The following is a 23,585-nucleotide window of genomic DNA, read 5'->3' as shown; positions in this document are numbered from 1 at the left end:
CTTTCGGTTTTCATCCCCCTTTGCGGCTGAACACCATTTTCTGGCCGGCGAGTTGTTGCTGGGGGCCGATCCACGCATAGGCGAGCAGGGCCGGTTCGGTCTTGGAAACGGTGATGCGGTGGGTGTGCTCCGGCGGGTTGAAGATCATCGAGCCCGGCGCGTAGACGCCCTGGTGATTTTCCGAAACCGCACCTGACAGGCAGATATAGCTTTCCGAAATGCCGCTGTGGGCATGCGCCGGGTAGGTGCAGCCGGGCGCGAACAGGACCAGCCCCAGAATGACCTCGGTGGTCAGGACAGGGCCGTTGGGGCCGCAGATTTCGGCATAGGCATAGGTCTTGTCGAGCCCGCGCGGGACCTTTTCATAGCCGTATTGCCAGATCAGATGGTCCTGAATGCTTTCCACAGCACGGATGAGCGGCGCGGTGCGCTCCTGGCGCCCCTCGTCCAGCGCGCGTTTGAGGTGGGCGCTGACCGGCTTTTGCGCCGGCGCGTCGAACCGGATTTCGGACTTGGACTTGCTGACCCGGCTGATGGCCTCGCGCACGGCGCGCTGGTGCGCGCGGATCTTGTCGCTGCCTCCGGAAGACAGAAAACGGTAGGCCTCATAGATTTCCCGCAGTAGATACCCCCAGTCGGGATAATCGGAGAGCCTCTTCTGCGCCAGCGTCTCCTGGCCCGGAGCGGTCGTGTTCAGCACGTGGTTTCCTCATATTCTGCGAGGGGCTTCACCAAGGTACGTCCAAGCGAAGGCGATACTTTCCTGCTTGCGGCAATCCAGGTCACAGAACCGGCATGCGCCGATTTGCCGGTGCCCCATCTGGCATCCCGTCTGGCATCCCGTCTTGCATCCTCGTATCGCGAGGATACTCTGCCGCTTCACGCAGCAGGACGACTCGCATGACAATACTTGTTGTTGGCGCCGGCATTGCCGGCCTATCCACCGCCTGGGCCCTGACCCGCCGGGGCGTTCCGGTCACGCTTGTCGAACAGGGGCCGGTGCCGAATCCGCTGTCGGCGTCCGGTGACCAGCACCGCATCATCCGGCGGGCCTATGGCGGCCGGGGCGGCTACCAGCGCCGGATCGGCGAAGCATACGCGGCCTGGGACGAGATGTGGGCCGATCTCGGTCACAGCCATCTCGTCGAGACCGGCTTCATGCTGTTGTCGCAACAGGCAGGTGACGGCGGAGATGTCTACCGGGACGGCTTGCGCGCAGGCGGGTATCCGCTGGAAGAGCTGACGCCGGAGGAAACCGCCGTGCGCTTTCCCTTTGTCGATCCGGCGACCATCCGCTACGGCGCCGTCAGCCCGGAAGGCGGCATTCTGCTGTGCCGGCGGATCGCTTCGCAGCTCAAGGACTGGCTGGTCGCCCGGGGGGCGGATGTGCGTGAAAACACAGAGGTCACGTCCGTCGATGCGGCGACGGGCTCGGTCTTGCTGGCAGACGGCGCGCGCCTGTCGGCGGACCATGTGATCGTGACAACGGGCGCCTGGACGCTCGGCCTGTTTCCGAAACTGGATGTCAGCCTGACCACCTACCGCACCGCCGTCGTTTACCTGACGCCGCCGGAGGATCTGCACGAAGCGTGGGAAAATGCACCGGCGATCCTGGATCCGGGTGGATCGATCGACGGCTACGTGCTGCCGCCGGTGGCCGGAACCGGGCTCAAGTTCGGCGCGGGGATCCACAAATACAAGTCGAAGCCCGATCAGGACCGGGTGCCGAAGCCGGGCGAAGGCGAGACCCTGCGCGATTACTTTTCGCCGCCGTTCGCGCGGATCGGGGACTACCGCGTCGATGACGTGGTGACCTGCGCCTACACCTTCACCGCCGACGAGCATTTCTTCGTCGAGACCCAGGACAGGGCGACCGTCGTCTCGGCCTGTTCGGGGCATGGCTACAAGTTCGGCGCGGCGGTCGGCCTCAAGCTGGCGGACGGTGTCATGAACAAGGACATGGAGACGGCGCGGACCTGGCTGGAAGCCCGGGACTGAGCAGGTCGCTACCAATAACGGGGATCATGAACGGGTATCAGGTATGGGGCGGCAACGAGACGAAGGCGTCCGGACACCGCTCATGCTCAGCCCGGCGGCAAATGCACTTCGAGCCATCCTGCCGGAAGAGGGAACTGGCGATGAAAGTCGATATCAGACGTTTGACCGGTGACGCCGTAAGGCATGCGCTCGACGAACTGGCCGCGCTGCGGATATCGGTGTTTCGGGCGTGGCCCTATCTGTATGAGGGAACCGCTGACTACGAGGCGAAATACCTGCAGCGCTATGCCGACACCGACGGTGCCGTGATCGTGGGGGCCTATGACGGGGCGAGGCTGGTCGGAGCGGCGACCGGTGCGCCGCTGGAAGGCGAGCTTGCGGCGTTCCGCCGGCCTCTCCAGGCGCGCGGGCTCGATCTGTCGAAGATCTTCTACATGGCGGAGTCGGTTCTGGATCCTGCCTGGCGCGGCCAGGGGATCGGTCATCGCTTTTTCGAGGAACGCGAAGACCATGCAAGCGCGCTGGGATTTGAAGAGGCGGTGTTCTGCGCGGTTGTCCGGCCCGGCGATCATCCGATGAAACCGGCGGATTACGCGCCGCTGGATCCGTTCTGGCGCAAGCGCGGCTATGACAAGCTCGACAAGGTGGTGGTCGCGTTTCCGTGGCTGGACGTCGGGGACAGCGAGGAAAGCGAAAAGCCGATGCAGGTGTGGCACCGGACGCTGTAGCACCCATGCCGGGGGGAACCGGCATGGGCGTTGGCGGTGCTGCCCGAGCCTATTTCAGCGACCAGCGGATGGTCACGGTGGCGGCGATGGTTTCCTCGCCTGCTTCCACCGGCACCGGACCGGACTTGGCCATCATGGCTTCCGCACGCATCATGACGGGACGGGGCATGTCGACACCGGACTCGGCTATGGAGACAATGCCGCCCAGTTCAACGCCCGCAGCCGCGGCAAAGACCCCGGCCTTGTGCCGCGCGTCCGCAACTGCGCCCTGGCGGGCTTCATCGAGCTTCTCACCCGGGTCGCTGACCTCGAAGCGAATGCCGTCCACCGCGTTGGCGCCGCTGTCGACCACAAGGGTCAGCAGATCGCCGAGCTTGGCGAGGTCGCGGACATTGACCTCGACACCGTTGCGAATTTCATAACCCTGAATTTCGGGCTGGCCCTCGGTTGCCTTGGAATGGTCGTAGCGCGGGTAGATGCCGAATCCTCTGGTCCGGATGTCCTTTGCCGCGATCCCCTGAGCCTTGATGGCCTCGATGACCCGGGCGACCGCGATGCTGTTTTCCGAGAGGGCTCCGGCCGCGTTCTTGCCGGTGGAGACCACGCTGGCGGTGATCACGGCCATGTCGGGCGCCACCGACACGGTGCCGCGGCCTTCCATGGTGAGGATGCCGGACAGAGACGCCGGGTCCTGGGCCAGGGCCGGGGCAGCACCCGCGAGCGCGGCCCCCAGAGCCGCGGCCAGGGCGGCGGTGCGCAGAAAGCGTGCGGGACGAAAACGACGGGATGTCATTGTGATCTTGTCCTTGATATCAAACCGAATTTCGATGTTGGGAGCATCTGCCGCGATTGCGGCGCGGTAATGACGAACGCGTTCATGCGGGGTTCATCGCGGCCGCGGCGCCGACGCCGGATGTCAGGGGCCGGTCAGGCTGTCTTCAACGAGGAAGGGGGCCGACTTCACCGGTCTGCGACAGCAATACGGCGACGGGCCGCGCGCCTTCGAAGCGGGCGCAGACGATCACGATCATCACGGTCAGCGGCACGCACAGAACCATGCCGACGATCCCCCAGATCGCGCCCCAGAAAGCCAGGGAGAGCATGATGACAAGGCCCGACAGGTTGAGATTGGACCCCATCAGCCGAGGTTCGATCAGGTTGCCGATAGTAAACTGGATCAGGCCGAGCCCGGAGGCGATGGCAATGAACGGACCCAGATTGTCGTAATAGACGAGCGCCAGCAGGCTCGGGAAGATCACGCCGATCAGGGAGCCGATCGTGGGAATGAAGTTGAGCAGGAAGGCGATGAAGCCGAACAGGGCCGCGTAGGGCAGGCCGATCGCGATCAGAACGAGACTGGTCAGCACGCCGGTGGCGATGGAAACGGAAGTCTTGATGGAAAAATAATGCATGATCGAGCGGTTGATTTCCGCGCGCATGGCAAAGGCGGAATCCGCGCGCTCGGGCGAGGAGAACAGACGTTCGAACTTGGCGTCGAAGGTCGACTGTTCCAGCACCAGAAACAGGACATAGATGAAGACGAGGCTGGCGGAGCCGGCAAGGGTGGTCACAAGGCTCGCCCCCGCGGTGACCATGCGCGGCACGACCGAGTCCGGAAACAGGTCCTTCATCTCAAGCGGGTCATTCAGGTCGAGATGAGAGGAAAACTGGCCGAACAGTTCCTCCAGGCGTTTCTGATAGGTAGGCGCGTCCAGGGCAAGCTGGGTCAGGTTGACCGTGACCACATCCAGCACCAGGGTCGCGGCGGCGAAGATCACCAGCAGTGCCAGCGAGAACGAGACATATCCGGGCAGGTGCCGGTGCCCGATCGGGATCGCCTGAATGAGATGGGCCAGCGAATTGATCATGTACCAGACGATCAGGGCGATGACGAAGGGCAGGATCAGCGAGCGTCCGACCACCAGAAGCCAGCCCACCAGGCACACAAGCAGCACGCTCAGCGTAACGGAAAGAAGCGGGGATCGCATGGCGGCTCCGGAGTTGGCGGGACAGGCGGCAATGGCTCCTTGGAGCGCCTGTCCTGTTTAGGTCGGTTCCGCTGACGGCGTAAAGCTGTTTGTTTCCGGGGGAGCGGGTTGCAACTGGGGCCGGGCGCCTGCCCGCGCGCAGGGCGCGCCGTCCGGTGCCACCGGCAAGGTGCCCTTTCCAGACCTTTTTGCACCCGCCTTTCCCCTCGTCGGCGCAAAGCACTTGCCCCTGAAAGTTGCCATGGTATAGGGAAGACGATGCAGGCGCCGCCACCGCGGCGATGCCTGCCGTGGGCCTGTAGCTCAACTGGTTAGAGCCGTCCGCTCATAACGGATTGGTTGGGGGTTCGAGTCCCTCCGGGCCCACCATTTTCCTTCAAGTCGATGCCTGAGCCAGTAATGTGGCCCAGGCTCTCGTCGAGGTTTCGTTCAGCCGGTCTCGCTAGGCGACCGGGCTGCCCTCCATCACATTCTGGTAGACGGCGGCGATGTCCTCCGAAGCGGCTTTCTTCGGATGCAGTTCATCGGTCCAGCGCCCCTTGACGACATTGCGCACATCCACGACCGTCACGTTGCTGATGTTGCGCGCGACGTCATCGAGCATGCCGTAGAAGCGGTCGACCAGATAGGCCAGAATGCCGTCGACAAGGGCCCTGTCGCTGCCGATGTCGAAATTCCGTTTGAGGAACGGAGTGCCAAGCCAGGGACCGTCCGCCTGTGCGACCGGATAGTCGTAGCCGTGCACCAGCATCACCGTTCTGGGTGACCTTACCTTGACGTATTGGGCGATTTCCAGATACCCGGACTTCAGCTTCCCGAGCGCGGCGTCAACCCTGTCGAGGTTCAGGTATTTTTCCGGATCGGAGGACCCACCGCCGTCGGCCTTGGTTTTCAGAAGTCTGGTCAGGGCGCCGCCGCCCAGAACATCGACGCCGCCACCTGAAAAAATGAAGAAATCATTGATGCCGGAATCGATGTGCACCTTGAAGGTCTTTTCCTGCAGCATCTGCTCGAAGGTGTCGCCCGGGCACGCGGTGCTCGACGTCCGGTAGCGCTCTTCCAGGACATCGAAGAAGGTCTTGTTGTAACCGAGCGCATGGGAAAATTCGATCAGGATATTGATCCAGGAATCTCCGTCCGCGCAGATCTTGATGTCACTCTGCGCGGAGCGGGCTTCCAGACTGTCCTGCTTTGCCAGAAGCGAGAGTTTGTCAGAAAACTCCGAGCAGTTCACCTGGGCGCCACTCGCTCCGAATATGCGATAGACCAGGCAAAGGTCCGGGTCCTTTTCAAATCTGCGGCTGCCGATGGCGGATGCGGTTATACTCTCCTGTTTCATTTTCAGTCTCCTTGAGGTTTTCCATTTTCGGGTTGTGGCGATGGGGTCACGTACGGGCCGGCTTATTTCTTTTGGGCGGCCTAAATGAGCTTGAGTACGGCCGAGATCGATCCGAGCAGCTTGGTCGCAGTGACAAGGCCGTTGGTGAAGTCGTCACGGTCCTGCCTGATCGCGTTGAGCCCGTTTCTGGCGCGAGTGAGGTCTCCGGTAAGTTCGGCGTAGGTCGCATTTGCCGGGACGCCCAGAAGGGCGAAATATTCTTCCTCCACACGGCGCAGTTCGGCGTCGATCCGGTCGATCTGTGCCGGGGTCCGTCCGTTGCTTCTGCTCAGCCAGAGGTCGGAAATGCAGTTTCTGAGCTTTTTTGCAGCTGCCTTGTTGCTGGGCATTGGTAGGGTCCTTCCCGTGTCTTCAGTTGGTCAGCAGGACTTGCTTCAGGGCGCTGAAATCGGCGATGGCCTGATTGAAGCCGGCGAGCGCCGCTTCGAAATCACCCTCGGACTCGACCAGTTTCTGGTGTGTCGCGACGATCTGACCGACAAGATTGACGGCCTTGTTGACGGTCTTTACCTGCGCCCGGTAGGTGCGGTAGTCCCTGTCGAACCGGGTGAAGAGGTCGTAGGCACCGGCCCCGTTCGACGCACGCACCTGGGTGAGGACACAGCGCGCGCTGCCATTCCAGGCCGAGACAAGACGCTTCAGATGTGCTTCGATCTGCTTGTAATCCTGACCGATCCTGCGGGCGCCCCTGAGGATCGAAAGATCGGTCGCGGTCATGATCTCTTTCATCTTTTTCCGTCTGCGAAGTTCGGAAACATTCACGACGGCGTTGACCAGAACCTTGGCGACGGGGCCGACGACGGTGGCCGCGCCCGGGCTGAACGGCCCTATGGCCGCAACAGTGGAGACCTGATCGGAAAAACCGTTGGCGGCCGCGCGCAGGTCGGCAAGGCCTTCGGGCCCGGCGACACCGGCGAGTGCCCGGGAATAGGCCTCGAGCGCGCGGACGAACTTTACCTGTTCCCGGATGGTTTCAAGGGTGCTGTTCGACGGTTTTGAGGCGAGACTGTAGGAACCGGCCTGCAAATACCTGCAGGCGTTGCGGTTGACGGCGATCTTGAGCAGGAGTTCGTTCTGCAACTGGTCGGGTATCGCCACCGCCGCGGAAGCCCTGGTTGCCGCCTTGCCGAAGGCCTCGACGTCCGATGTCGCCGGCGACAGGGCGCATCCCGCAAGGCCGCCAAGTAGCGGCAGCAATAGAATTGGCAAGAGCTTCCGGAGCCAATGCCCGGGGGCAAGTGATGACAACATGACTGTTCCTTTCTTGCAGGGCAGCCACGGCTGCCGGGCGGTCCGAAGGTGCGGGCCTTGCAGTCTCTGGGGAACCCGGGCGGCTGCCGGTGCGGTCAGCGGCGGAGAGCGCTATCCGCCGGGTGGCTGGTCGCTCTCCGCGCCGGATGCTGCAATCAACTGCCGGCAGGGAGGAACCGGGCCGTTTTCAGGCTGGATTGCAGATGCAACGGAATGGATCGGGACTGTCCCGGCCCGACCGCGCAGGAGGCGCGCCGAGCCGGGGCAGGGACCGCTCAGGCGGCTTTTCTCGCGCGGGCACTGCGTTTGGTTCCGTGACGCCAGGCATCAACCGCATTGGTCGAGACGCCTGCCAGCGTCAGGACGCCGGCGAGCGAATACTGCGCGCCATCGAATTCGTAGCGGAACCTGTTGTGACCGTTCGACGAAATCAGGACACGGTGGCCGTTGACGAGCGTGTCGGTGATCTCGACTTCGTTGCCGAAGAGATACCCGGCGTAGAAGGGGGTGAAGGTGGTGGAGCGGAGAATGATTTCCACATACTCGTCTCCACCGGCTTCCTGCATCTGAAGCATCAGATCCAGCGTTTCCGGATTGTTTTCCGGCTTTTCGCCTTCGCCGAGCCAGTTGCCCGAGATCCTGGCCGTCATCAGGGAGCCGACCGGGTAATAGAGCTCGAGAATTTCAGAGATGACGAAACCGACATCCTCCGATTTTTCCCAGGGCTTGACCTTCGGCCCCCATTCCGCGACGTCCCGATTGAATTGAACTGTACCAGCCATCTGCTTTCTCCTTGCGTTTTGTGACGAGTGAAACTGCTCAACCGGAATTGAGCTGCGACACGGAGAAATGCTTGAGGAAGTCGTGTTCTTCCGTATCGACATTTTGATTATGAATGTAAAAATTATGTTTGTGGTGTTAGAAAAACGTGAAAATGTGTGATTTTTACTTTAATTTATTGTTATTTTTCTAATTTAATTAATTTTTGTTCGGGTAATATTTTCCGTTACATAAAAGTACGCGATTTTTTTCAAATATTTATCTTGTAAAATGTGTTTTGGGGCCGTTGGATTCTTTGAGAAAGCGCCTCTGAAGCGAGAGAGGCCATCGACTGGCTGCTCCACCATAGCCTTCGCCATCCTCGAGGATCAGCTCTTCGGGTGTGAAGCCGCAGGCTTCGGAAACGCATGTGTGGGCGGGGTAGTTCGGGGCGCTGCGCGTCCCGTCGGGGACGACGTGCCGCCCATGTCCTTTTAAGAAAAGCATCTGAACCTCCAAGGTGAACCGCTCGTCTGATCGAGCGGTTCATCTTGGGTCATGTGGTGTCAGCGGGGCGTCTCCCAGCCGTTAACAAAGTGTAAAAATTTCAGAAAACGGCGCTTCGGGAAGTCACTTGCATTATCGCCTGAGGTACGGCCATTTGCGGCCATTCAACAACTTGCATTCGTAAGTATCTTCCGGGTCGCCAATCTTGAGTGGGGGGCCGCCCCGGCGCATTGCGAGATCGGGGTTCGCCTCCAGCACTTGTTTGGCGGGAGAGGGATTGGCCTTTGGCGGTTGTCTGCTGTGTCTATTTTTACACAAAAAGCCTTCTATCGCTTTCTTGGCCGTCCCCTGTGGGGTCTTGGCCAGGTAGTCCGCGATGAGCCGTCCCACGATCGGTACCGCGACACTGGTGCCGTTCATGACCTGCGTACTGCCGCTAAGTCCCCCCGTTCCGACAAGCCCGCGATGGACGCGGGACCGGTCGGCCGCGGCCGCAGCCCTGACGCTGCGCATACCCTCGTGGGGTGCTCCTGAATAGAGGGCCGGCATATTGTCATCGTAAAGGCGTACACCGCTGACCCGCAGCATGTTGTGCGCTGTGGCGATGCCGCTGATAGCGCCATACCGGGAAACACCGGCTCCCGGTTCGAGTGGATGAATATGCTCGGTCAGTTCATCCTGCCGCTGCCACTCAGGTGTCCAGTCCGTCAGTTCCAGATAGGATTGACGACCGGGACGCCGGAACAGGGGTGGGGAATCGTCACGCTGGATCCAGGCTTCCAGATATTCGCCTGGCGCCAGGTGGGTATGAGCCGTCACCCGCCAAACGCCCGGGGGAATATGGACCTTGTCATCGGAAACCGGGTAGGTTGGGGCAAGGGCGATCAGGATCCGGGCCTTGGCATATTGGTCAGGTTCGTCGGGATGCAGCCGTTTGTTGTCATCGGCATTGTCCGCGTCCAGGGTGTCCAGAGTAACCTGGGCAAGGATATTACCATTTTCATCAATGAGTTCCCGGCCCTGGTCCTCACCGGGTTTCGCCAGATCAAATGGAAGCGTCAGGATCAATTCTTTGCCACCGAACGGTGGCTGTAATTTCAGGTGCAGTATTGTGTCGGGCGCAGTCGCTTGAACCGAAGACGATTCGGGTGGCTTGGGGACCCAGATTTCCAGATAATTGGGAGACTTGTCCTGTGGTTGTGTGATCCAATTCAGGTCCAGACAGGTTGGGCCGTCTTTTTCCGCATGGCGATGGGCGTGACCCTCGAGAAGATGACGGTTTCCGGTCGGCATGGGCACGATCAGAGGTCCGAGCTCGGTGTCCTCATCAAGCAATGTCACCATCTGGTCGACAAATCGCTCGAACAGGTGCTCGCCATTGTGGGGGCCGCCGGCGAGGCCGTAGCTGAAGTTGACCACAAGCGGCACTTTCCGGTCATCACCCTCGTGACCCGCGCCCTTCCGGATTTCCTTTGCCACCAGACGGGCCCGGTCGACGATGTATTGCAGTCCGAGCATCGCGAACAGTGTGTAGAGCACCCCGGAGCTTTCCTCCGTCACCCTGCGGTGCAGTTGAACGGACACGATGCGGCGATCCTCGGGATTCGTGCCTTCGTTTTCATCAGGCGGACGCCGGTTTCCATGGACGTCCGTCGTGTATCTTTTCTCATCGGAGGGATAGCCGGCCAGGCGATCGAGCACGAAGGTGCCATGACTGAAACTCTTGCTCAACGTTGTCGCCTCCGCCTTCGCGGGATCAACCAGCCCGAGAGCACGCAGGATTTCTTCTTCAGTATCGTATTGCTTGCTGAGCGCCGTGAGCTGCGGCCCTGTCAGTTCCCGGCCGAACATCACGGGCGAAGCTTTTTCCGCCAAACCGTCCTGGTGCCAGGCAAAGTCGACCCGAGAATTTCCCTTCGGATCGAAAAACCGCTCGTGAGAGATGTTGATGCCGTCATCAATCACACCAACGATCACGGCCTTGTTCTTGTCGATACCGAGATCTTTCAGGTCCGGCTTCGGAGCAATCGGTTCGAATGTCTTGGGAACCATGTCTTCGTCCATTGGGGCGAGCTGGACGTAGCTTTCAACTGCCTCTTCTAGAGGTATTATTGCTGTGAGGTTACCAAGGAAATATTCTCTGAGAGTTTCAAAATCATAGCGGCCCAACTTGAATTCGTAATCGGCACCGTCAGGCTTCCAGATCGTCTCGTCAGGTGCATCTGCTGCGAGGACAGAGGTATTCTTGACTTCAGTTGGGCCGTCAGAACCTGTCCGTGAAAAGAATAGAAACCTAGGGTTCCCCGGATCTTTAGAGAAACGTTCGAGATCAATACTTGTTTGCCCGGCTCTCAGCAGCCATCTCGAGTAAGGATCAATTTTTCCGTTAGGTCTGGGAGCTTTTTCCCATTTGTATTTAGTCATCGTTTCTACTCACCTCCAGCTGTCTTAGCGCCACTCCTGGCGTGCCAAATCCCAGAGATGCGCCAGCTGCGGAATGCTGTGGCGAACCGTGACGTCGCTGGGGCCGAAGCGGACGAGGAGGCCGTCAAGCCTTTCCCCGTTGCAGAAATATTTCCGTATGAAAAAGTCCGTTGTCTTGCCGCGTGCGAGTTCGGCCCTGATTTTGGCCTCGCCATCGCCATCAGCTTCCCCTTCTTTCTTGCCAAAGTCGGTGTCGAAGACAAAAGGCTTGATCTTCCTTGAGACCGGATCATCACACTCCTGATCGGCGATCGCCCGGGCCTCGAAATACTCGCCAAGGCACAGGCCAAGAGCCGCGCCTGAGATGCTGTCGACCGGAAAATGCAGGCCGGCAACGGTGCGGTTCACGGCAACCCGTTCCGCCTGCAGCATCAGCATGCGTTCATACCGGTTTTCTGGCGCGTCTTTTTTCTTGCCTGTCTGATTGTTCGAGACCTTGGCCAGAACCATGGCCATGGCAGTGGCCTCTGTGGCATGGCCGGAGGGCAGCGCACCGTGACCCGGCATGGGGATTGCTGGCTGGATCTCGGCCGAATAAAGATCCGGACGCTTGCAGGCCAGCGCCATCTTCACGTTCTGAACCACGGCGGTTGCAAAGCGCTGGGCGATGCCCATCAGTTCCAGCGTGTAGCGCGTCCGGTCCGGGTGCAGGGACAGGATCACGCCAAGATAGTGATCCGGATAGCCGGTCTGGTTGACGATTTCCGGCAAGCGGTCCTCACGCAGATCCGCATAAGACCAGACGAGCTCTGTCTGGCCGGTGAAGAACGCTTCACTCGGCCTCTTGATCGTTGCCAGGGTCTGAACGCCGCCCGCTCCTGAAGCGTAGCGGGATTCATCACGATGCGAGATATTCACGGCAACGGGTTCCGATGGCAGGACGACCTTGAGTTCTTTGTCCTCCGGCGGTTGTTTTTCGTTCTTCAACGATATGCATTCAGTGTCAGGCACCGATTGGCCTGCGGGTCTGTCCACGGTGATGCGCAGGCCGCTCATCAATTCGCAGTGGACGACGGTCGACCGTGCCCAGTCGGGCCACCAAAGCGTGTCATTCGGATCATCGGCGCCAAGATGCCTGACGCAGTCATTCGTGGCCCACTTCGAGCGCGGTCCGACGATAGCGTCGCGGGCATTGACGACACTCTGTGCCATATAGCCAGAGAATTGGCGTCCGCCAGCGGCTGCCACCGTGCCCGAGGTGCCGCTCGTTCCCGACGTCCCGCTTGTGCCTGACGTTCCACTTGTACCGGAAGTTCCACTTGTACCGGAAGTGCCGCTCGTACCGCCTGCAAAACTCATTTTTTCGCTCCTGATTTGACTACTCAGCTATCGTTTTGGAATGCCGCTGTTTTCGAGCGCATGCGCCCATTCTCTGCCCAACTCCAACTCTCCCGCCGGGTGTGCAGACAAATAGTTCTCGATGGTTGAACCTGGATACAATTTCAGGAGTTCCGCAGCGGCTTTGCGAGCTTCATCGAGGCGCCGTAGCCCATGAAGAGCAACGATTTTTGTTCGCAGGGCCGATGCGTGATGCCGATTGAGTTTCAGCGAATAGTCGGCAAGTTCCAACGCTTTCTGAAAACTTCGGTTGGACAAATGCGCCGTCCCTGAAAGGTTCGAGTACAAGTACCCGCCAGGATCGAGGGGGGTCAGAAGCCGTCCCCGGTCGGTGAAGGCGACCGCTTCGCGGCCGGCCCCCTCAAACGCGAAGGCCGTCCCCTTCCAGAACCAGGCCAGGGCGTTGTTTTCGTCCACTGCCAGGACATCATCGAACGTCAGGCGCGCGCGCGCGTAATCGCGTTCGAGCTGGTAGGAGACCACGCCATCCATGATCCGGGAAAAACTGCAATCCGGATTTGCTTCCAAGGCGCGCTGAACCATCAACCGAGCGGCATTCTTGTCCTCGGCGATGTCCGTGCTCCAACCCTGGGCGAGGAAGAGGACGTACCATTGCGCCAGCCAGGCATAGGGAAGCGAACAGGGGCCGAAACGGTCGATAATGCTTTCAAGATATTGGTGGGATCTCAAAACGCTCGCAAGATCCTGCCTGTGCATCAGGGAAATTGCCGACATCAGGAACATGTGGGCATCGAGATCCTCGAAGGAGCGCGTGGCAACGCTCCTGATGGCTCCCTTGAACAGGGAATCGACGACATAAGACGCAATGTCCTGCAGAACATCGGCGCCGCCATGAAGCCAGTCCAGTCTGGTTCTTTCAAAGCGCTGCGCGTTGACGATTACGCCCGAGCCGCTGTCTGTGAATTCAAGATCCAGGGTGAGGGTGTTTCCGGAAGAGCGCAGGAAGCCGGTGACCAGATAATCGACGCAATAAGTCTCACGCAGGCGTTTCAGATCCGCGTCAACAAATCCGGGCATCCGGCAGGAAAGATGAGAAATGACGTCGATGCCATGAGCGCGTGCTATCTGGCGCGACAGGTCACCCGCGATCATGTCACCGAAGGTCGCCTCGACGGTGTCGGCCGTGCAATGCGCAAAAGGCAGGATCGCGATCGCCGGACGCAGCTTCAACGGCCTGAATTCAGTTTTGCCCGATTGACCGCCGCTCGGCCGGGCAGGCACCGCTGCGCGGAGGCCGGTGTTGTCGTCGTCTTCCAGTCCCGCAACAAGGCGCTGGCGTTGTTCGGTCAGCCAAGATTCAAATCCGTCGGCGCCAGCCAGATCGAGCCCTTCCAGCAAGGCGCCATCCAGCGGTGAACCGAGAAACTCCAGAGCGTCCAGATTCATCCAGACATCCTGATTGTTGGACTCCACAACTTCGGAAAAGACACTGCCCAGGATGCGCTTCAGTTTCGCAAGGGATTGCCGGAGGCTGGCCCTGCCGTGCTGCTCTCCGGATCTGGGCCACAGCATGTCCTGCAACCAGGCACGTGTGCGCCGCCCGTTGGGAGCACTGGCCAGCAGCGCCACCAGAGCGGCTGTCTTTCCAGTGAGTGGAAGAACATCATCCGGTTGCGGGTATGAGCAGGTAAATGCTCCATACATCCGTATGAATACTTTTTGCTTACTCAAGATGCTGCCCCCTTCGCTTTTTAGTAAAACCTGAGGATCTATTTAAATCTAGAGGCGAGTTCCCGATTCACGTTTTTTTAACGCCGTCCGGTACGCGAACACTTGTAGAGTTTCAAGGAGTTGGAAGGAGTTTGGAAATGCAGGATGATCGCAATTGGATCGTGCTAGATGGCACCCCGGTTCAAATCAGAAATCTCGTCGATTTGAATGCGCACTGGCCCCTCATACGGGAGCGTTTGCAGAGCGCGATAAAGAACGAGGAAATCGCCGACCCCAATCTTCGCAACATGATCGAATGGCTTGTCGTGTTGGGTGAGAAGACCTTGTTCCGGATTGAGTAATGTCACATTCAATGTGAGAAAACTGATCTGTGTTGAGAATTAAGTATTTGTAATATATATATTTTCTGATTTTCTTGTGATTTTGGTTCCGTTTTGCATACCCCGAGCAAGTCAGCGCCTGACAGTCCGTCTGGCCTGTGACTTGCCGGGCTTTTCATCCCATCGATTACCAGTTTCCCGAGTGCCGTCCGTCACAGGCGCTTGCACCGGGGATGTCATAACCTCCCGGAAGCGGAGGACATGAGGGTGCTCCGCCAGAGAGGCAACGCGCCCGGACCGGGACGCAGGCGCCGGATGGGAGAACATTATGGTTGATATCGCGTGCAGGGCCGGGATCCTGCTGCCGGGAAACCCGATCCCCGGATCCGTTTCAAGGGCGCGCGCGCCGGGAGCCGGGTGTCTTCCGGGCCGGTATGAACCGGCTCCAAGGGATTGACGACCGTCGCACTGTACTGACGCCATTCTTTGACGGCCGGACGATTTCCGGTCAATTTCGCACTTAATTTGCCATGATCGGGCGAAACTCCCCTTCGACCGACAGCGATCCAAGCACATGCCGACAAGACTGGAGCTTTCCGTGACCGAGACACTGACGACAGAGACCCGTGAGACCCTGCCCACCGGACCGAGCGAACATCATGCGGGCACGACACGCATTCTGCACTGGGCGGTGGCCTTGCTGGTGCTGCTGACCTGGCCGATGGGCCTGATGATCGGCTTTGCCAAGAAAGAAGTCGTGATGAACTTCTACCTTCTGCACGAGAGTCTCGGCTTTCTGGTGCTCTGGCTGATGCTGGTCAGGGTCGGCAACAAGCTGGTGGCCCGATCACCGGAGGCCGAAGGTCCGGCGATCGAGCGGTTCGCCGCTTCCAGCGTGCACGGCCTGCTCTATGCCTTCCTGATCATCATGCCGGTGTCGGGTTTTCTGGCGACGAACGCGCACGGCTTTCCGCTGAAATGGTTCGGTCTTGTCGAGGTCTGGAGCCCGATGGGCAAGAGCCCGGACATTGCCTGGACCCTGTCGGCGATCCATGAGTGGAGTGCTTGGATCCTGTTGGCACTGTTCGGCCTTCACATCGGCGCCGTGCTCTTTCATCACGTGATCCGCAGGGACAGGACGCTGTTCCGGATCCTTTGAAAGTAGCGCAAATCTCCGTGGGCCCGCCGGCCCAGGTCGGTATCGGACCGGTCAGACCCGAGCTGCGGCTTCGGTCTCTCCGGCCGTCCACAAGCCGACCTGCAACTCCTGCCGGCGGCCCCGGATGCCAACTGTTTCCAGTCGCGGAGGGGTCATTTGCGTGCCTGTGACGGTTTCGGTTGCCGTGATCAGATCCGCGGACACCACCACACTGGCGAAGTGGTTCCTGGAGACTTCCAGCAGCCGGCTTGCCACGTTGACGCAATCGCCGGTCGCAGCGATCTGTTGCTGGCTGTCGTGGCCCAGACGCGACAGAACCACCTGTCCAATGTGGGCACCGACCCGGACCTGGCTGATGTCGGCTGCGCGGCCTGAATTCAGGAGCCACGCCGAAATGTCACGTTCTAGCTGAAACGCGCAGCGCAGCGCTCTGAGGGGGTCCTGCCGGTCCGCTTCCGGAACACCGAAACCGAGCATGGCACCGTCGCCCATGAAATCGAGCACAAGTCCTTCGTGCGCGCTGACCACATTGACGACAATCGTGTGGAATTCCTTCAGAAAATCCCGGGTCTTCGAGGCGCCCAGACTTTCGCTGAGGCGGGTATAGCCGGACAGGTCGACAAACAGGATGGCCGCCGTCTGCTCTTGCGGAATTTCTAGGAAAGAAGGGTCTTCGGCAATCCGCCGCGCCAGCCGGGGCGACTGGAACCGGCTGAGGGCTTCCTGCGCGCGGTGATCGCGCCGCGACTGGATACGGTCGGCGATCTGACGGGTGATGATGAGGCCAATGACGGGCGGCAGGCTGGCCGCGAAGGGCAGGGCGCCGTTCAGCCAGGTTCCGTTGGAGAACAGGACGGTACAGACGGCCAGCCACCCGGTCAGCAGAAGCAGATAAAACACCGAGGCCGGTGCCAGGGGCAGCGCGATGACCGCAAGCATGCCGAGAAGCGTGATGATGAAGGCGGCGACGCCATCCAGTATCCGGGTCTGCGTATCGCGAACCAGGGGCGTGCCGTCCATGAGATTGGCGATCCCGGTCGCCTGGACCTCGACGCCGGGCATCACCGGATCAAACGGGGTGGAGAACCTGTCGCCGACCGCCGTCGCGCTCACGCCCAGGACGACCATCCGGCCATCCAGAACAGCGGCCGCGGGAACCTCGGCGCCGGCGTCAGGCAGGAGAAGGTCCCCGGCGCTCACGGTCGCGATGGTACCGCTCGGTCCGTAGTAATTGAGCGCGAGATGCCAGCCGAGGTCCAGCGGGATGGTGCGTGTTCCGAACCGCAGGCCGCTGCCGGTGATGGTGGCTGGTTCGCCCTGAAACATCCCCGCCGCGTGGAGCCCGAAGGAGGGCTGCAGGCCTCCTTCGGCCAGAAACAGCATAGGAATATGCCTCGGAGTGCCGCCGGTATCGGTGACGATATTGGCCAGGCCGACGGCGGCGACGTCGGCTATTGCAGGCGCTGGAGACAGCATTGTCCTGACCACGGGGACAATGCTCGCGGCCTCCTGCATCTGTGCGGCACCGGCAATCACCGTCGGAAGGGTGCCGATGGCCCGGCCCAGCGACCTGTCGTCTTCGGCCCGGGACGATCCGAACAAAAGAATATCGACGGCCAGCGCCCGGGCACCGGCCTGAGCGATCCGGGTGACCAGCTCCGCCAGCCGGTCCCTCGGCAGGGGATAGGGGCCGACGGCGTCGAGTGTCTCGTCGTCGATCGCCACGATGACGACATCGCCGGGCGGCGGGCGCGGTCCGGTCAGGGAAATCCTGAGATCCAGCAACACGGTTTCGAAGCGGTCGATGACGCTGGCGGTCCCCGAGAGATGGGCACCGGCGAGGGACCCCGCCCAGAACATCCCGATCCCCAGGGCAAGCACGACAATTGCGACCGGCAAGACGGGTTTCATCTCCCGAAACGCTGCAGAAGATTTTCTACGCGTTCAGCCGGCCAGCGCCGCGTGACCAGCGGTTCGCCGGGGACGACGTCCACACCAAGACCGGGCGTCAGGACGACTTCCTCGGAGCTGCCGGCATGGGACACGCTCACCTCGCCGCGGCGGACAAAAACCGCTGTCATGGTCGTGGTGACGTCGACCACATAAACGGTCCCTCGAACCGCCGCGATCGCATGCGGTGTCCGGATCTGGAACGGGCCGCTGCCCGGCGTGACCTCGATGTAAAGTCCGTCCGAAGAGAGCTCGGCGTCTGTGGGCCGTTCGTCAGCCGTCCGCTCGGTTATGCCCAGGGCTGTCGCAGCCTCGGCTTCCAGAGTGATCCCGCCGGCACACTGATAGACTATCCGCGCCGGATCCTGGAGTTCGGTTCTGGCGCAATCGCTGAGGGTCTGCGCCGCCAGAGATTGCGAGGCCAGGACCGTCAGCAGGGAGCACATTGTGAAAACTACAAGTTTTTTCATCGTCCGATTCCCAATTTGAGCTTTTCAAGCGCCCTCAAGTTCCCTCATACATCAGTTTCACGGGTAGATAGGATGTGACCGTTGTCACTAGCGTTGTGCTGCTCGAAAACACGGGACGAGAAGATCATGAGCGTCGACGGCGACTTCAAGAAAGAGAAATTGCTGAGCAAGAGTTTCATCTTCGATGCGCTCGACAGCAAGACGCAACAGGAGCTGGCCAACTTTTCCTACATAAAACGCTTTGCCGCCGGGGACATCATATTCACCATGGGATTGCCCGGCCAGAGCATGATGGCGATCGCGGAAGGCTCGGTTCGCGTATCCATGTTCACGCCCAGCGACCGGGAAGTGACGCTGAACGACCTGACGGTCGGCGATGTCTTCGGAGAGATCGCCCTGCTGGACGGCCAGGAACGCTCCGCCAGCGTGACGGCGCTGACAAATTGCACGCTTGTGGTTCTTGAACGCCGGGCGCTTCTCGACATCCTGCAGCACAATCCCGAATTCTCGATCAAGCTGATCGAACTGCTGTGCCAGCGGGTGCGCCGTTCGGACGAACGCATGATCGAGATCGCATTTCTCGATCTTCCGGCCCGCCTTGCCAAGCTGCTGCTGCGGCTGTCGACCGCCGCGCCAGCAACCGCCGACAAACCCTTGTCCAAGCTGTCGCAGTCCCAATCCGAACTCGCCGGCATGATTGGAAATTCCCGGGAAAACGTGAATCGCTGTCTGAAGAAATGGCAGAAGGCGGACGTGATCGATCTTCAGGGCGGATGGCTGATCCTCAAGGACCGGTCGCGGCTGGAGGCACTGGCACACGGAGAGTAGAGCGGTCCTGTTTTCCGCGCGTCAGATTGTTGCCGCAGTCCGCTGGTCTTGTCAGCATGCTGTCTGAAGGGTGCCGCGCGTCACAGGTGCGGCCCCGGGTTCCTTCCTAGGGTATCGGTCATCGGCGGACGAAACGTCGCCGACCAACAACCGAGAAGGAAACCGGACATGCTCCGCAAGACTGTTCTGAGAACCGCCACACTGGCTGTCATGGCCGCGACCGCCGCCATGACGGGTACGACCGCCGTATCCGCAGGCGGATACGGCAATTCCTACAAGAACAATTCCGGATACGCCAGGACGACTGCCAATCGTCCGTTTGCCCATATTCGAGACCGCGTCTGGCGCCAGCATGCCGACTGGTGCCACACCCGGTTCAAGACCTACAATACCTTCGACAACACCTACCAGCCATACAGCGGCCCGCGTCAACAGTGCTGGTCTCCCTATATCGCCCGGTAGGCGGTGGGCGGCAGATGAATACATCTCGAAGAGGCTGGCCCCAAACGGCGGTTTTCCCCCGGAAGACGGCGTTGGAGCCCGCCCGGGCGCAGAAAGGGGGCTTCGCCGATATGCCCGCCGGGAGGCCGCGCCTCATTCGGTAGAAGCGGGAGAGCGGCAACCGGGTTTGCCGCAGGCACCCATGGTTGATTTCATTGTTGCCCGGGGGGTAGTAAAAGACAATGATATCAGTGGTCTCGAACAGGCCTGAACCCGCCCATGGATGCCGACCTGACAATATCCCTTCTGGGGCAGATGCGTGTGCTTGTCGCCGGCAGCGAAGCTGTGCTGCCGGCCTCGAGGAAGGCGCGCGCATTGCTCGCTTTTCTGGTTGCGACCGGACGGCCGCACCGGCGTGAGCGTCTGTGCGAACTGTTCTGGGATCTGCCCGATGATCCGAAGGCTTCGCTCAGGTGGGCACTCAGCAAGCTCAGGCGGGCTATCGGGTCTCCCGAGGAGAGCCACATCGTCGCGGACCGTGAGCGGGTGTTCTTCGATCCGGGCGGCGTCCGCATCGACATTCAGGACATACGTTCTGCACTTCTGGACCCGGAACGGGACATTCCTCTGGGGACGCTGGAGCACATGGTCCGCCAGTTGGACGACAGTTTCCTGGACGGGCTGGACGATGCCGGAGACGAAGCGTTCAACGCCTGGCTCGCCGCGGAGCGGGCGGATGTGGACAGCGGCCGCGTCGAGCTTCTGAAGCGGATACTCGCCCATCCGGACACGGCGCCGCTGGCTGCCGGTAAATGGCTTGCGCTGCTCAGATCGATCGATCCCTATACGGCGGATGCGCTCGAACAGCGCACCGTCTCGCGTCCCATCGCCCAATCCTCAGAGATGTCGTCTTATCTGCCGGGAAAAGCGGGAAAAAACGGAGTTCTGGAACGGCTGGCGCGCGCCCGGGCGCATGCGGTCCGGGCGCAGAAGATAGGTTTTTGCGATGTCCCGGATGGCACAAGGATCGCCCATGCAACGATTGGTACCGGACCGCCCATTCTGAAGGCGGCGAATTGGCTGACGCATCTCGAATTCGACTGGGCCAGCCCGATCTGGGGGCAGTGTTTCGCGGACATTGCCGGGAACAGGTCCTTCATCCGCTATGATGAACGGGGCTGCGGGCTGTCGGACTGGGAGGTTCAGGATCTCAGCTTCGAGGCTTTCGTTGAGGATCTGGAGGCGGTTGCCGACACGCTGGGTCTGCAGCGCTTTCCGCTGATCGGAATTTCACAGGGCTGCGCGGTATCGATCGAATACGCAGCCCGGCATCCGGACCGGGTCAGCGGTCTCATCCTGATCAGCGGATATGCGGCCGGGTGGCGGCTGCTGGCGACGCCGGAGGAACAGGCGCGAAGGGATGCCGTCATCAAACTGACGGAACTTGGCTGGGGAACCGACAACCCGGCCTATCGTCATATTTTCTCGCAGACCTTCATGCCGGATGCGGCGCCTGCGGATCTGGACTGGTTCGATGAATTCCAGCGACGGTCGACCTCGCCGGCCAACGCCGCCCGCTTTCAGGAGGCGTTCGGACATATCGACGTACGTGACCGCCTGGCGCATGTCGACGTGCCAACCATCGTGTTTCATTCCAGGGAAGATCAGCGTATTCCGCTGGAACTCGGGCAGGCCCTGGCGGCCGGGATCCCGAATGCGGAATTCGTTCCCCTGGACAGCCGGAACCACATTCTGGTCGACCGGGAGCCCGCCCTGGACGTCTGCACAAGGAAGATCCGCGGTTTCTTGAAGAAACACGGGATCTGACCGTCATCGCATCCGGATAGGCCCGGCATCCGGAAGAAACAATGGCGGCAGCGCCCCCCTATCCCGGCGATCTTTTCTGACCGACGAACCTGCCGGCACCATCAGGAGGCGGCAGATGCCTGTGAGCCAAGGCGTATGCCGCGAGTTTTTCCGCGACCGCCGGGGCCGGCGGGCAACTCGCGCGGGTGGTCAGATCGACATGGAGCAACAGGGTCTCCATGGTTGCCGCAGGAGCGCCGTCGCCGTTTGCCAGGACATGAAACAGTTTCATCTTCTTGCCTTCGCCTTCAAGCACCTGGGTGGTGATCGTCAGGCGCTCGCCGGCCTTGAGCTCGTCGAGATAGCGCAGATGGTTCTCGACGGTGAAGTAGCTCTTGCCCGAGGCGATATAGTCCGCGTCCGCTCCGATCATCTCCATGAACCTGTCGGTGGCGGCGGCTCCGGCCTCCAGATAGTGGGCCTCGTTCATGTGACCGTTGTAGTCGGTCCAGCTTTGCGGGATCCGGCGGTCGCCTGTCACCGGCAGATCTTCGGCTTCGCGATGGGGCAAGGCCTGCTCATGCCGGGACACAATATCGCCCGCGCCGCTGCCGTTCTTCTTGAGCGCGCGCATCATGCCGACCAGATTGTCGTCCCGGAGCCGTTCGAGATCCCGGATGGAGAGGTGTCCCGACTGGGCATCGGACTGGCCGGCGATCAGATCGACGAGCTCCCCGGTGAAGTCCGGTACATCCGTCAGCTTCGTCCAGGACCATTGCAGCGCCGGGCCGAACTGGGCCATGAAATGTTTCATGCCGGCTTCGCCACCGGCGATACGGTAGGTCTCGAAGAGGCCCATCTGCGCCCAACGCAAGCCGAAGCCCATGCGGATGGCCTCGTCGATTTCCTCCGTGGTGGCGATACCGTCCCGGACCAGCCAGAGGCTCTCCCGCCAGACGGCCTCCAGCAGCCGATCGGCGATGTGGGCGTCGATCTCCTTGCGCACGATCAGCGGGTACATGCCGATAGAGCGCAGGATACCGGCGGCACGGTCCGTTTCCACGCCGTCACCGACCAGTTCTACCAGCGGCAACAGATAGACCGGATTGAAGGGATGGGCGACGATGGCACGCGCGCCTTTTTCACTGAGTTCGGAGGGTTTGAAACCCGATGTCGACGACCCGATGACGGCCGTTTCCGGGGCCAGTTCGCTCAGGCTGCCCAGCACATTGTGCTTCAGGTCCAGCCTTTCGGGCACGCTTTCCTGGATCCAGTGCGCTTCGGCGGCCGCCTCGCCGAGATCCTCCGTGAAGGTGAGGGTTCCTTCTTCTGGCAGGCAGCGGTCATAGAGCGCCGGCAGGCTGCGCCGCGCGTTGGCGAGAACCTCGTTGATCTTGCGGGATGCTTCCGGGTCGGGGTCGTACACGGCAACATCCCAGCCGTTCAGGAGAAAGCGGGCGGCCCAGCCACCACCGATCACGCCGCCGCCGATGATTGCCGCCTTCATGCCGGTGTCCTCCTGGTCAGGCCGAGTTTCGCCCGGACGGCGTCAGGACCCAGGATCTTCGCCCCCATGCCACCGATTATTCCAGCGGCCTTTTCGACCAGTTGGGCGTTGGTGGCCAGAACGCCCTTCTCCAGGAACAGATTGTCTTCCAGACCGACGCGCACATTGCCTCCGGCGAGCACGGCGGCAGTGGCATAGGGCATCTGGTCCCGGCCAAGACTGAAGGCGGACCAGGTCCAGTCTTCCGGAATGGCGTTGACCATTGCCAGGAAGGTGTTGAGGTCGCTGGGCGCGCCCCAGGGTATCCCCATGCAGAGCTGGACCAGGGCCGGGGCAGCGAGGGTGCCTTCCTCGACCAGTTGTTTTGCGAACCAGAGATGGCCTGTGTCGAAGGCTTCTATCTCGGGCTTCACGCCGAGGTCGCTCATCATCGCACCCATGGCCCGCAGCATGCCCGGCGTGTTGGTCATGACATAGTCCGCCTCTGCGAAATTCATGGTGCCGCAATCGAGCGTGCAGATTTCCGGGCGGCATTCGCGGATATGGGCCATGCGTTCGGCCGCACCGATCATGTCGGTGGCTTGCTCATTGACCGGGAGAGGTTTGTCAGTCGACCCGAAGACGATGTCGCCGCCCATGCCGGCGGTGAGGTTCAGGATCACATCCACATCCGCGGCGCGGATCCTGTCGGTTACCTCCCGGTAGAGATCCAGCCGCCGCGACGGCGCGCCGGTTTCCGGATCACGGACATGACAATGGACGATCGCGGCGCCCGCTTTCGCGGCATCGATCGCACTGTCGGCGATCTGCTTCGGGCTGCGCGGGACGTGCGGAGACCTGTCCTGGGTCGCGCCCGACCCGGTCACGGCGCAGGTGATGAAGACCTCGCGGTTCATTTGTAGCGGCATCTTTTTCTCCTGGAGCATCTTGCGTTCCGTTGAACGAACAATGCTCGAACAC

Annotated in this window: 21 protein-coding genes and 1 tRNA gene; 8 read left to right on the top strand and 14 right to left on the bottom strand. The window is 61.0% G+C overall.

What is annotated here, in order from left to right:
• Positions 1-10 precede the first annotated feature (10 nt).
• Complete coding sequence (locus tag WNZ15_RS22710; RefSeq protein ID WP_342895316.1) at positions 11-700, bottom strand: dimethylsulfonioproprionate lyase family protein; 690 nt, start codon at positions 698-700, stop codon at positions 11-13.
• 200 nt (positions 701-900) lie between these two features.
• On the opposite strand from WNZ15_RS22710, the gene WNZ15_RS22705 reads away from it, so the two are divergent.
• A complete protein-coding gene (locus tag WNZ15_RS22705; protein ID WP_342895315.1) occupies positions 901-1,998 on the top strand; it encodes an FAD-dependent oxidoreductase in 1,098 nt (365 codons plus the stop codon).
• A gap of 140 nt (positions 1,999-2,138) precedes the next feature.
• Positions 2,139-2,726: a GNAT family N-acetyltransferase gene (locus WNZ15_RS22700; protein ID WP_342895314.1), complete on the top strand. Its 588-nt coding sequence runs from the start codon at positions 2,139-2,141 to the stop codon at positions 2,724-2,726.
• 49 nt (positions 2,727-2,775) lie between these two features.
• On the opposite strand, the gene WNZ15_RS22695 is transcribed toward WNZ15_RS22700, so the two are convergent.
• Together WNZ15_RS22695 and WNZ15_RS22690 are read right to left on the bottom strand one after the other, a co-directional pair.
• Positions 2,776-3,519 (bottom strand): SIMPL domain-containing protein, encoded by a 744-nt coding sequence (locus WNZ15_RS22695; RefSeq protein WP_342895313.1) that lies wholly within the window; start codon positions 3,517-3,519, stop codon positions 2,776-2,778.
• Between the two features lie 145 nt (positions 3,520-3,664).
• Entirely contained in the window at positions 3,665-4,714 is a 1,050-nt protein-coding gene (locus tag WNZ15_RS22690) for an AI-2E family transporter (protein WP_342895312.1), read from the bottom strand.
• A 292-nt stretch (positions 4,715-5,006) separates the two neighbouring features.
• On the opposite strand from WNZ15_RS22690, the gene WNZ15_RS22685 reads away from it, so the two are divergent.
• Positions 5,007-5,083, top strand: a tRNA-Ile gene (locus WNZ15_RS22685).
• A 73-nt stretch (positions 5,084-5,156) separates the two neighbouring features.
• Here the strand turns inward: WNZ15_RS22685 and WNZ15_RS22680 are convergent.
• The 7 genes from WNZ15_RS22680 to WNZ15_RS22650 all read right to left on the bottom strand — a co-directional run bounded on the left by WNZ15_RS22680 (position 5,157) and on the right by WNZ15_RS22650 (position 14,042).
• Positions 5,157-6,053, bottom strand: coding sequence for a hypothetical protein (locus WNZ15_RS22680; RefSeq protein ID WP_342895311.1), 897 nt, complete (start codon positions 6,051-6,053; stop codon positions 5,157-5,159).
• Between the two features lie 80 nt (positions 6,054-6,133).
• A complete protein-coding gene (locus tag WNZ15_RS22675) occupies positions 6,134-6,442 on the bottom strand; it encodes a hypothetical protein (RefSeq protein WP_342895310.1) in 309 nt (102 codons plus the stop codon).
• A gap of 22 nt (positions 6,443-6,464) precedes the next feature.
• Entirely contained in the window at positions 6,465-7,364 is a 900-nt protein-coding gene (locus WNZ15_RS22670; protein WP_342895309.1) for a hypothetical protein, read from the bottom strand.
• 275 nt (positions 7,365-7,639) lie between these two features.
• Positions 7,640-8,146 (bottom strand): hypothetical protein, encoded by a 507-nt coding sequence (locus WNZ15_RS22665; RefSeq protein WP_342895308.1) that lies wholly within the window; start codon positions 8,144-8,146, stop codon positions 7,640-7,642.
• Between the two features lie 616 nt (positions 8,147-8,762).
• Positions 8,763-11,054: a hypothetical protein gene (locus WNZ15_RS22660; RefSeq protein WP_342895307.1), complete on the bottom strand. Its 2,292-nt coding sequence runs from the start codon at positions 11,052-11,054 to the stop codon at positions 8,763-8,765.
• Positions 11,055-11,078: 24 nt separating this feature from the next.
• The gene (locus WNZ15_RS22655; protein WP_342895306.1) at positions 11,079-12,413 is read right to left on the bottom strand and encodes a phosphatase PAP2 family protein; all 1,335 of its coding nucleotides are present in this window, start codon (positions 12,411-12,413) and stop codon (positions 11,079-11,081) included.
• Between the two features lie 27 nt (positions 12,414-12,440).
• Positions 12,441-14,042, bottom strand: coding sequence for a tetratricopeptide repeat protein (locus WNZ15_RS22650; RefSeq protein WP_342895305.1), 1,602 nt, complete (start codon positions 14,040-14,042; stop codon positions 12,441-12,443).
• 239 nt (positions 14,043-14,281) lie between these two features.
• On the opposite strand from WNZ15_RS22650, the gene WNZ15_RS22645 reads away from it, so the two are divergent.
• Both WNZ15_RS22645 and WNZ15_RS22640 read left to right on the top strand, forming a co-directional pair.
• Positions 14,282-14,485, top strand: a complete 204-nt coding sequence (locus WNZ15_RS22645; RefSeq protein ID WP_342895304.1) for a hypothetical protein — start codon at positions 14,282-14,284, stop codon at positions 14,483-14,485.
• Between the two features lie 577 nt (positions 14,486-15,062).
• Entirely contained in the window at positions 15,063-15,623 is a 561-nt protein-coding gene (locus WNZ15_RS22640) for a cytochrome b (RefSeq protein WP_342895303.1), read from the top strand.
• A gap of 51 nt (positions 15,624-15,674) precedes the next feature.
• Here the strand turns inward: WNZ15_RS22640 and WNZ15_RS22635 are convergent, their stop codons facing one another.
• Together WNZ15_RS22635 and WNZ15_RS22630 are read right to left on the bottom strand one after the other, a co-directional pair.
• Positions 15,675-17,522, bottom strand: a complete 1,848-nt coding sequence (locus WNZ15_RS22635; RefSeq protein WP_342895302.1) for an adenylate/guanylate cyclase domain-containing protein — start codon at positions 17,520-17,522, stop codon at positions 15,675-15,677.
• 8 nt (positions 17,523-17,530) lie between these two features.
• Complete coding sequence (locus WNZ15_RS22630) at positions 17,531-18,043, bottom strand: FecR domain-containing protein (RefSeq protein ID WP_342895301.1); 513 nt, start codon at positions 18,041-18,043, stop codon at positions 17,531-17,533.
• 126 nt (positions 18,044-18,169) lie between these two features.
• Here WNZ15_RS22630 and WNZ15_RS22625 point away from each other — a divergent pair, with 126 nt between their 5' ends.
• The 3 genes from WNZ15_RS22625 (at position 18,170) to WNZ15_RS22615 (ending at position 21,139) form a co-directional block, all read left to right on the top strand.
• The gene (locus WNZ15_RS22625; RefSeq protein ID WP_342895300.1) at positions 18,170-18,871 is read left to right on the top strand and encodes a Crp/Fnr family transcriptional regulator; all 702 of its coding nucleotides are present in this window, start codon (positions 18,170-18,172) and stop codon (positions 18,869-18,871) included.
• A 168-nt stretch (positions 18,872-19,039) separates the two neighbouring features.
• Positions 19,040-19,333: a BA14K family protein gene (locus tag WNZ15_RS22620; protein WP_342895299.1), complete on the top strand. Its 294-nt coding sequence runs from the start codon at positions 19,040-19,042 to the stop codon at positions 19,331-19,333.
• A gap of 258 nt (positions 19,334-19,591) precedes the next feature.
• Positions 19,592-21,139 carry an alpha/beta fold hydrolase gene (locus WNZ15_RS22615; RefSeq protein WP_342895298.1) on the top strand — a complete coding sequence of 516 codons (1,548 nt, stop codon included), beginning with the start codon at positions 19,592-19,594 and terminating at the stop codon, positions 21,137-21,139.
• 58 nt (positions 21,140-21,197) lie between these two features.
• Here the strand turns inward: WNZ15_RS22615 and WNZ15_RS22610 are convergent, their stop codons facing one another.
• Positions 21,198-22,625: a carnitine 3-dehydrogenase gene (locus WNZ15_RS22610; RefSeq protein WP_342895297.1), complete on the bottom strand. Its 1,428-nt coding sequence runs from the start codon at positions 22,623-22,625 to the stop codon at positions 21,198-21,200.
• The gene (locus WNZ15_RS22605; protein ID WP_342895296.1) at positions 22,622-23,533 is read right to left on the bottom strand and encodes a 3-keto-5-aminohexanoate cleavage protein; all 912 of its coding nucleotides are present in this window, start codon (positions 23,531-23,533) and stop codon (positions 22,622-22,624) included. The genes WNZ15_RS22610 and WNZ15_RS22605 overlap by 4 nt, the downstream gene beginning before the upstream one ends.
• Between the last annotated feature and the right edge of the window lie 52 nt (positions 23,534-23,585).

The organism is Roseibium sp. AS2 (assembly GCF_038900065.1).
Lineage (GTDB): Bacteria > Pseudomonadota > Alphaproteobacteria > Rhizobiales > Stappiaceae > Roseibium.
The sequence above is the reverse complement of the archived record's forward strand: the minus strand, read 5'-3'. Positions and strand labels throughout refer to the sequence as shown.

Bases quoted from the DNA above. Each gene is read 5' to 3' on its own strand.
- WNZ15_RS22705 (WP_342895315.1), top strand. From the start codon at position 901: ATGACAATACTTGTTGTTGGCGCCGGCATTGCCGGCCTATCCACCGCC.
- WNZ15_RS22700 (WP_342895314.1), top strand. From the start codon at position 2,139: ATGAAAGTCGATATCAGACGTTTGACCGGTGACGCCGTAAGGCATGCG.
- WNZ15_RS22695 (WP_342895313.1), bottom strand. From the start codon at position 3,519: ATGACATCCCGTCGTTTTCGTCCCGCACGCTTTCTGCGCACCGCCGCC.
- WNZ15_RS22690 (WP_342895312.1), bottom strand. From the start codon at position 4,714: ATGCGATCCCCGCTTCTTTCCGTTACGCTGAGCGTGCTGCTTGTGTGC.
- WNZ15_RS22680 (WP_342895311.1), bottom strand. From the start codon at position 6,053: ATGAAACAGGAGAGTATAACCGCATCCGCCATCGGCAGCCGCAGATTT.
- WNZ15_RS22675 (WP_342895310.1), bottom strand. From the start codon at position 6,442: ATGCCCAGCAACAAGGCAGCTGCAAAAAAGCTCAGAAACTGCATTTCC.
- WNZ15_RS22670 (WP_342895309.1), bottom strand. From the start codon at position 7,364: ATGTTGTCATCACTTGCCCCCGGGCATTGGCTCCGGAAGCTCTTGCCA.
- WNZ15_RS22665 (WP_342895308.1), bottom strand. From the start codon at position 8,146: ATGGCTGGTACAGTTCAATTCAATCGGGACGTCGCGGAATGGGGGCCG.
- WNZ15_RS22660 (WP_342895307.1), bottom strand. From the start codon at position 11,054: ATGACTAAATACAAATGGGAAAAAGCTCCCAGACCTAACGGAAAAATT.
- WNZ15_RS22655 (WP_342895306.1), bottom strand. From the start codon at position 12,413: ATGAGTTTTGCAGGCGGTACGAGCGGCACTTCCGGTACAAGTGGAACT.
- WNZ15_RS22645 (WP_342895304.1), top strand. From the start codon at position 14,282: ATGCAGGATGATCGCAATTGGATCGTGCTAGATGGCACCCCGGTTCAA.
- WNZ15_RS22630 (WP_342895301.1), bottom strand. From the start codon at position 18,043: ATGAAAAAACTTGTAGTTTTCACAATGTGCTCCCTGCTGACGGTCCTG.
- WNZ15_RS22625 (WP_342895300.1), top strand. From the start codon at position 18,170: ATGAGCGTCGACGGCGACTTCAAGAAAGAGAAATTGCTGAGCAAGAGT.
- WNZ15_RS22620 (WP_342895299.1), top strand. From the start codon at position 19,040: ATGCTCCGCAAGACTGTTCTGAGAACCGCCACACTGGCTGTCATGGCC.
- WNZ15_RS22615 (WP_342895298.1), top strand. From the start codon at position 19,592: ATGGATGCCGACCTGACAATATCCCTTCTGGGGCAGATGCGTGTGCTT.
- WNZ15_RS22610 (WP_342895297.1), bottom strand. From the start codon at position 22,625: ATGAAGGCGGCAATCATCGGCGGCGGCGTGATCGGTGGTGGCTGGGCC.
- WNZ15_RS22605 (WP_342895296.1), bottom strand. From the start codon at position 23,533: ATGCCGCTACAAATGAACCGCGAGGTCTTCATCACCTGCGCCGTGACC.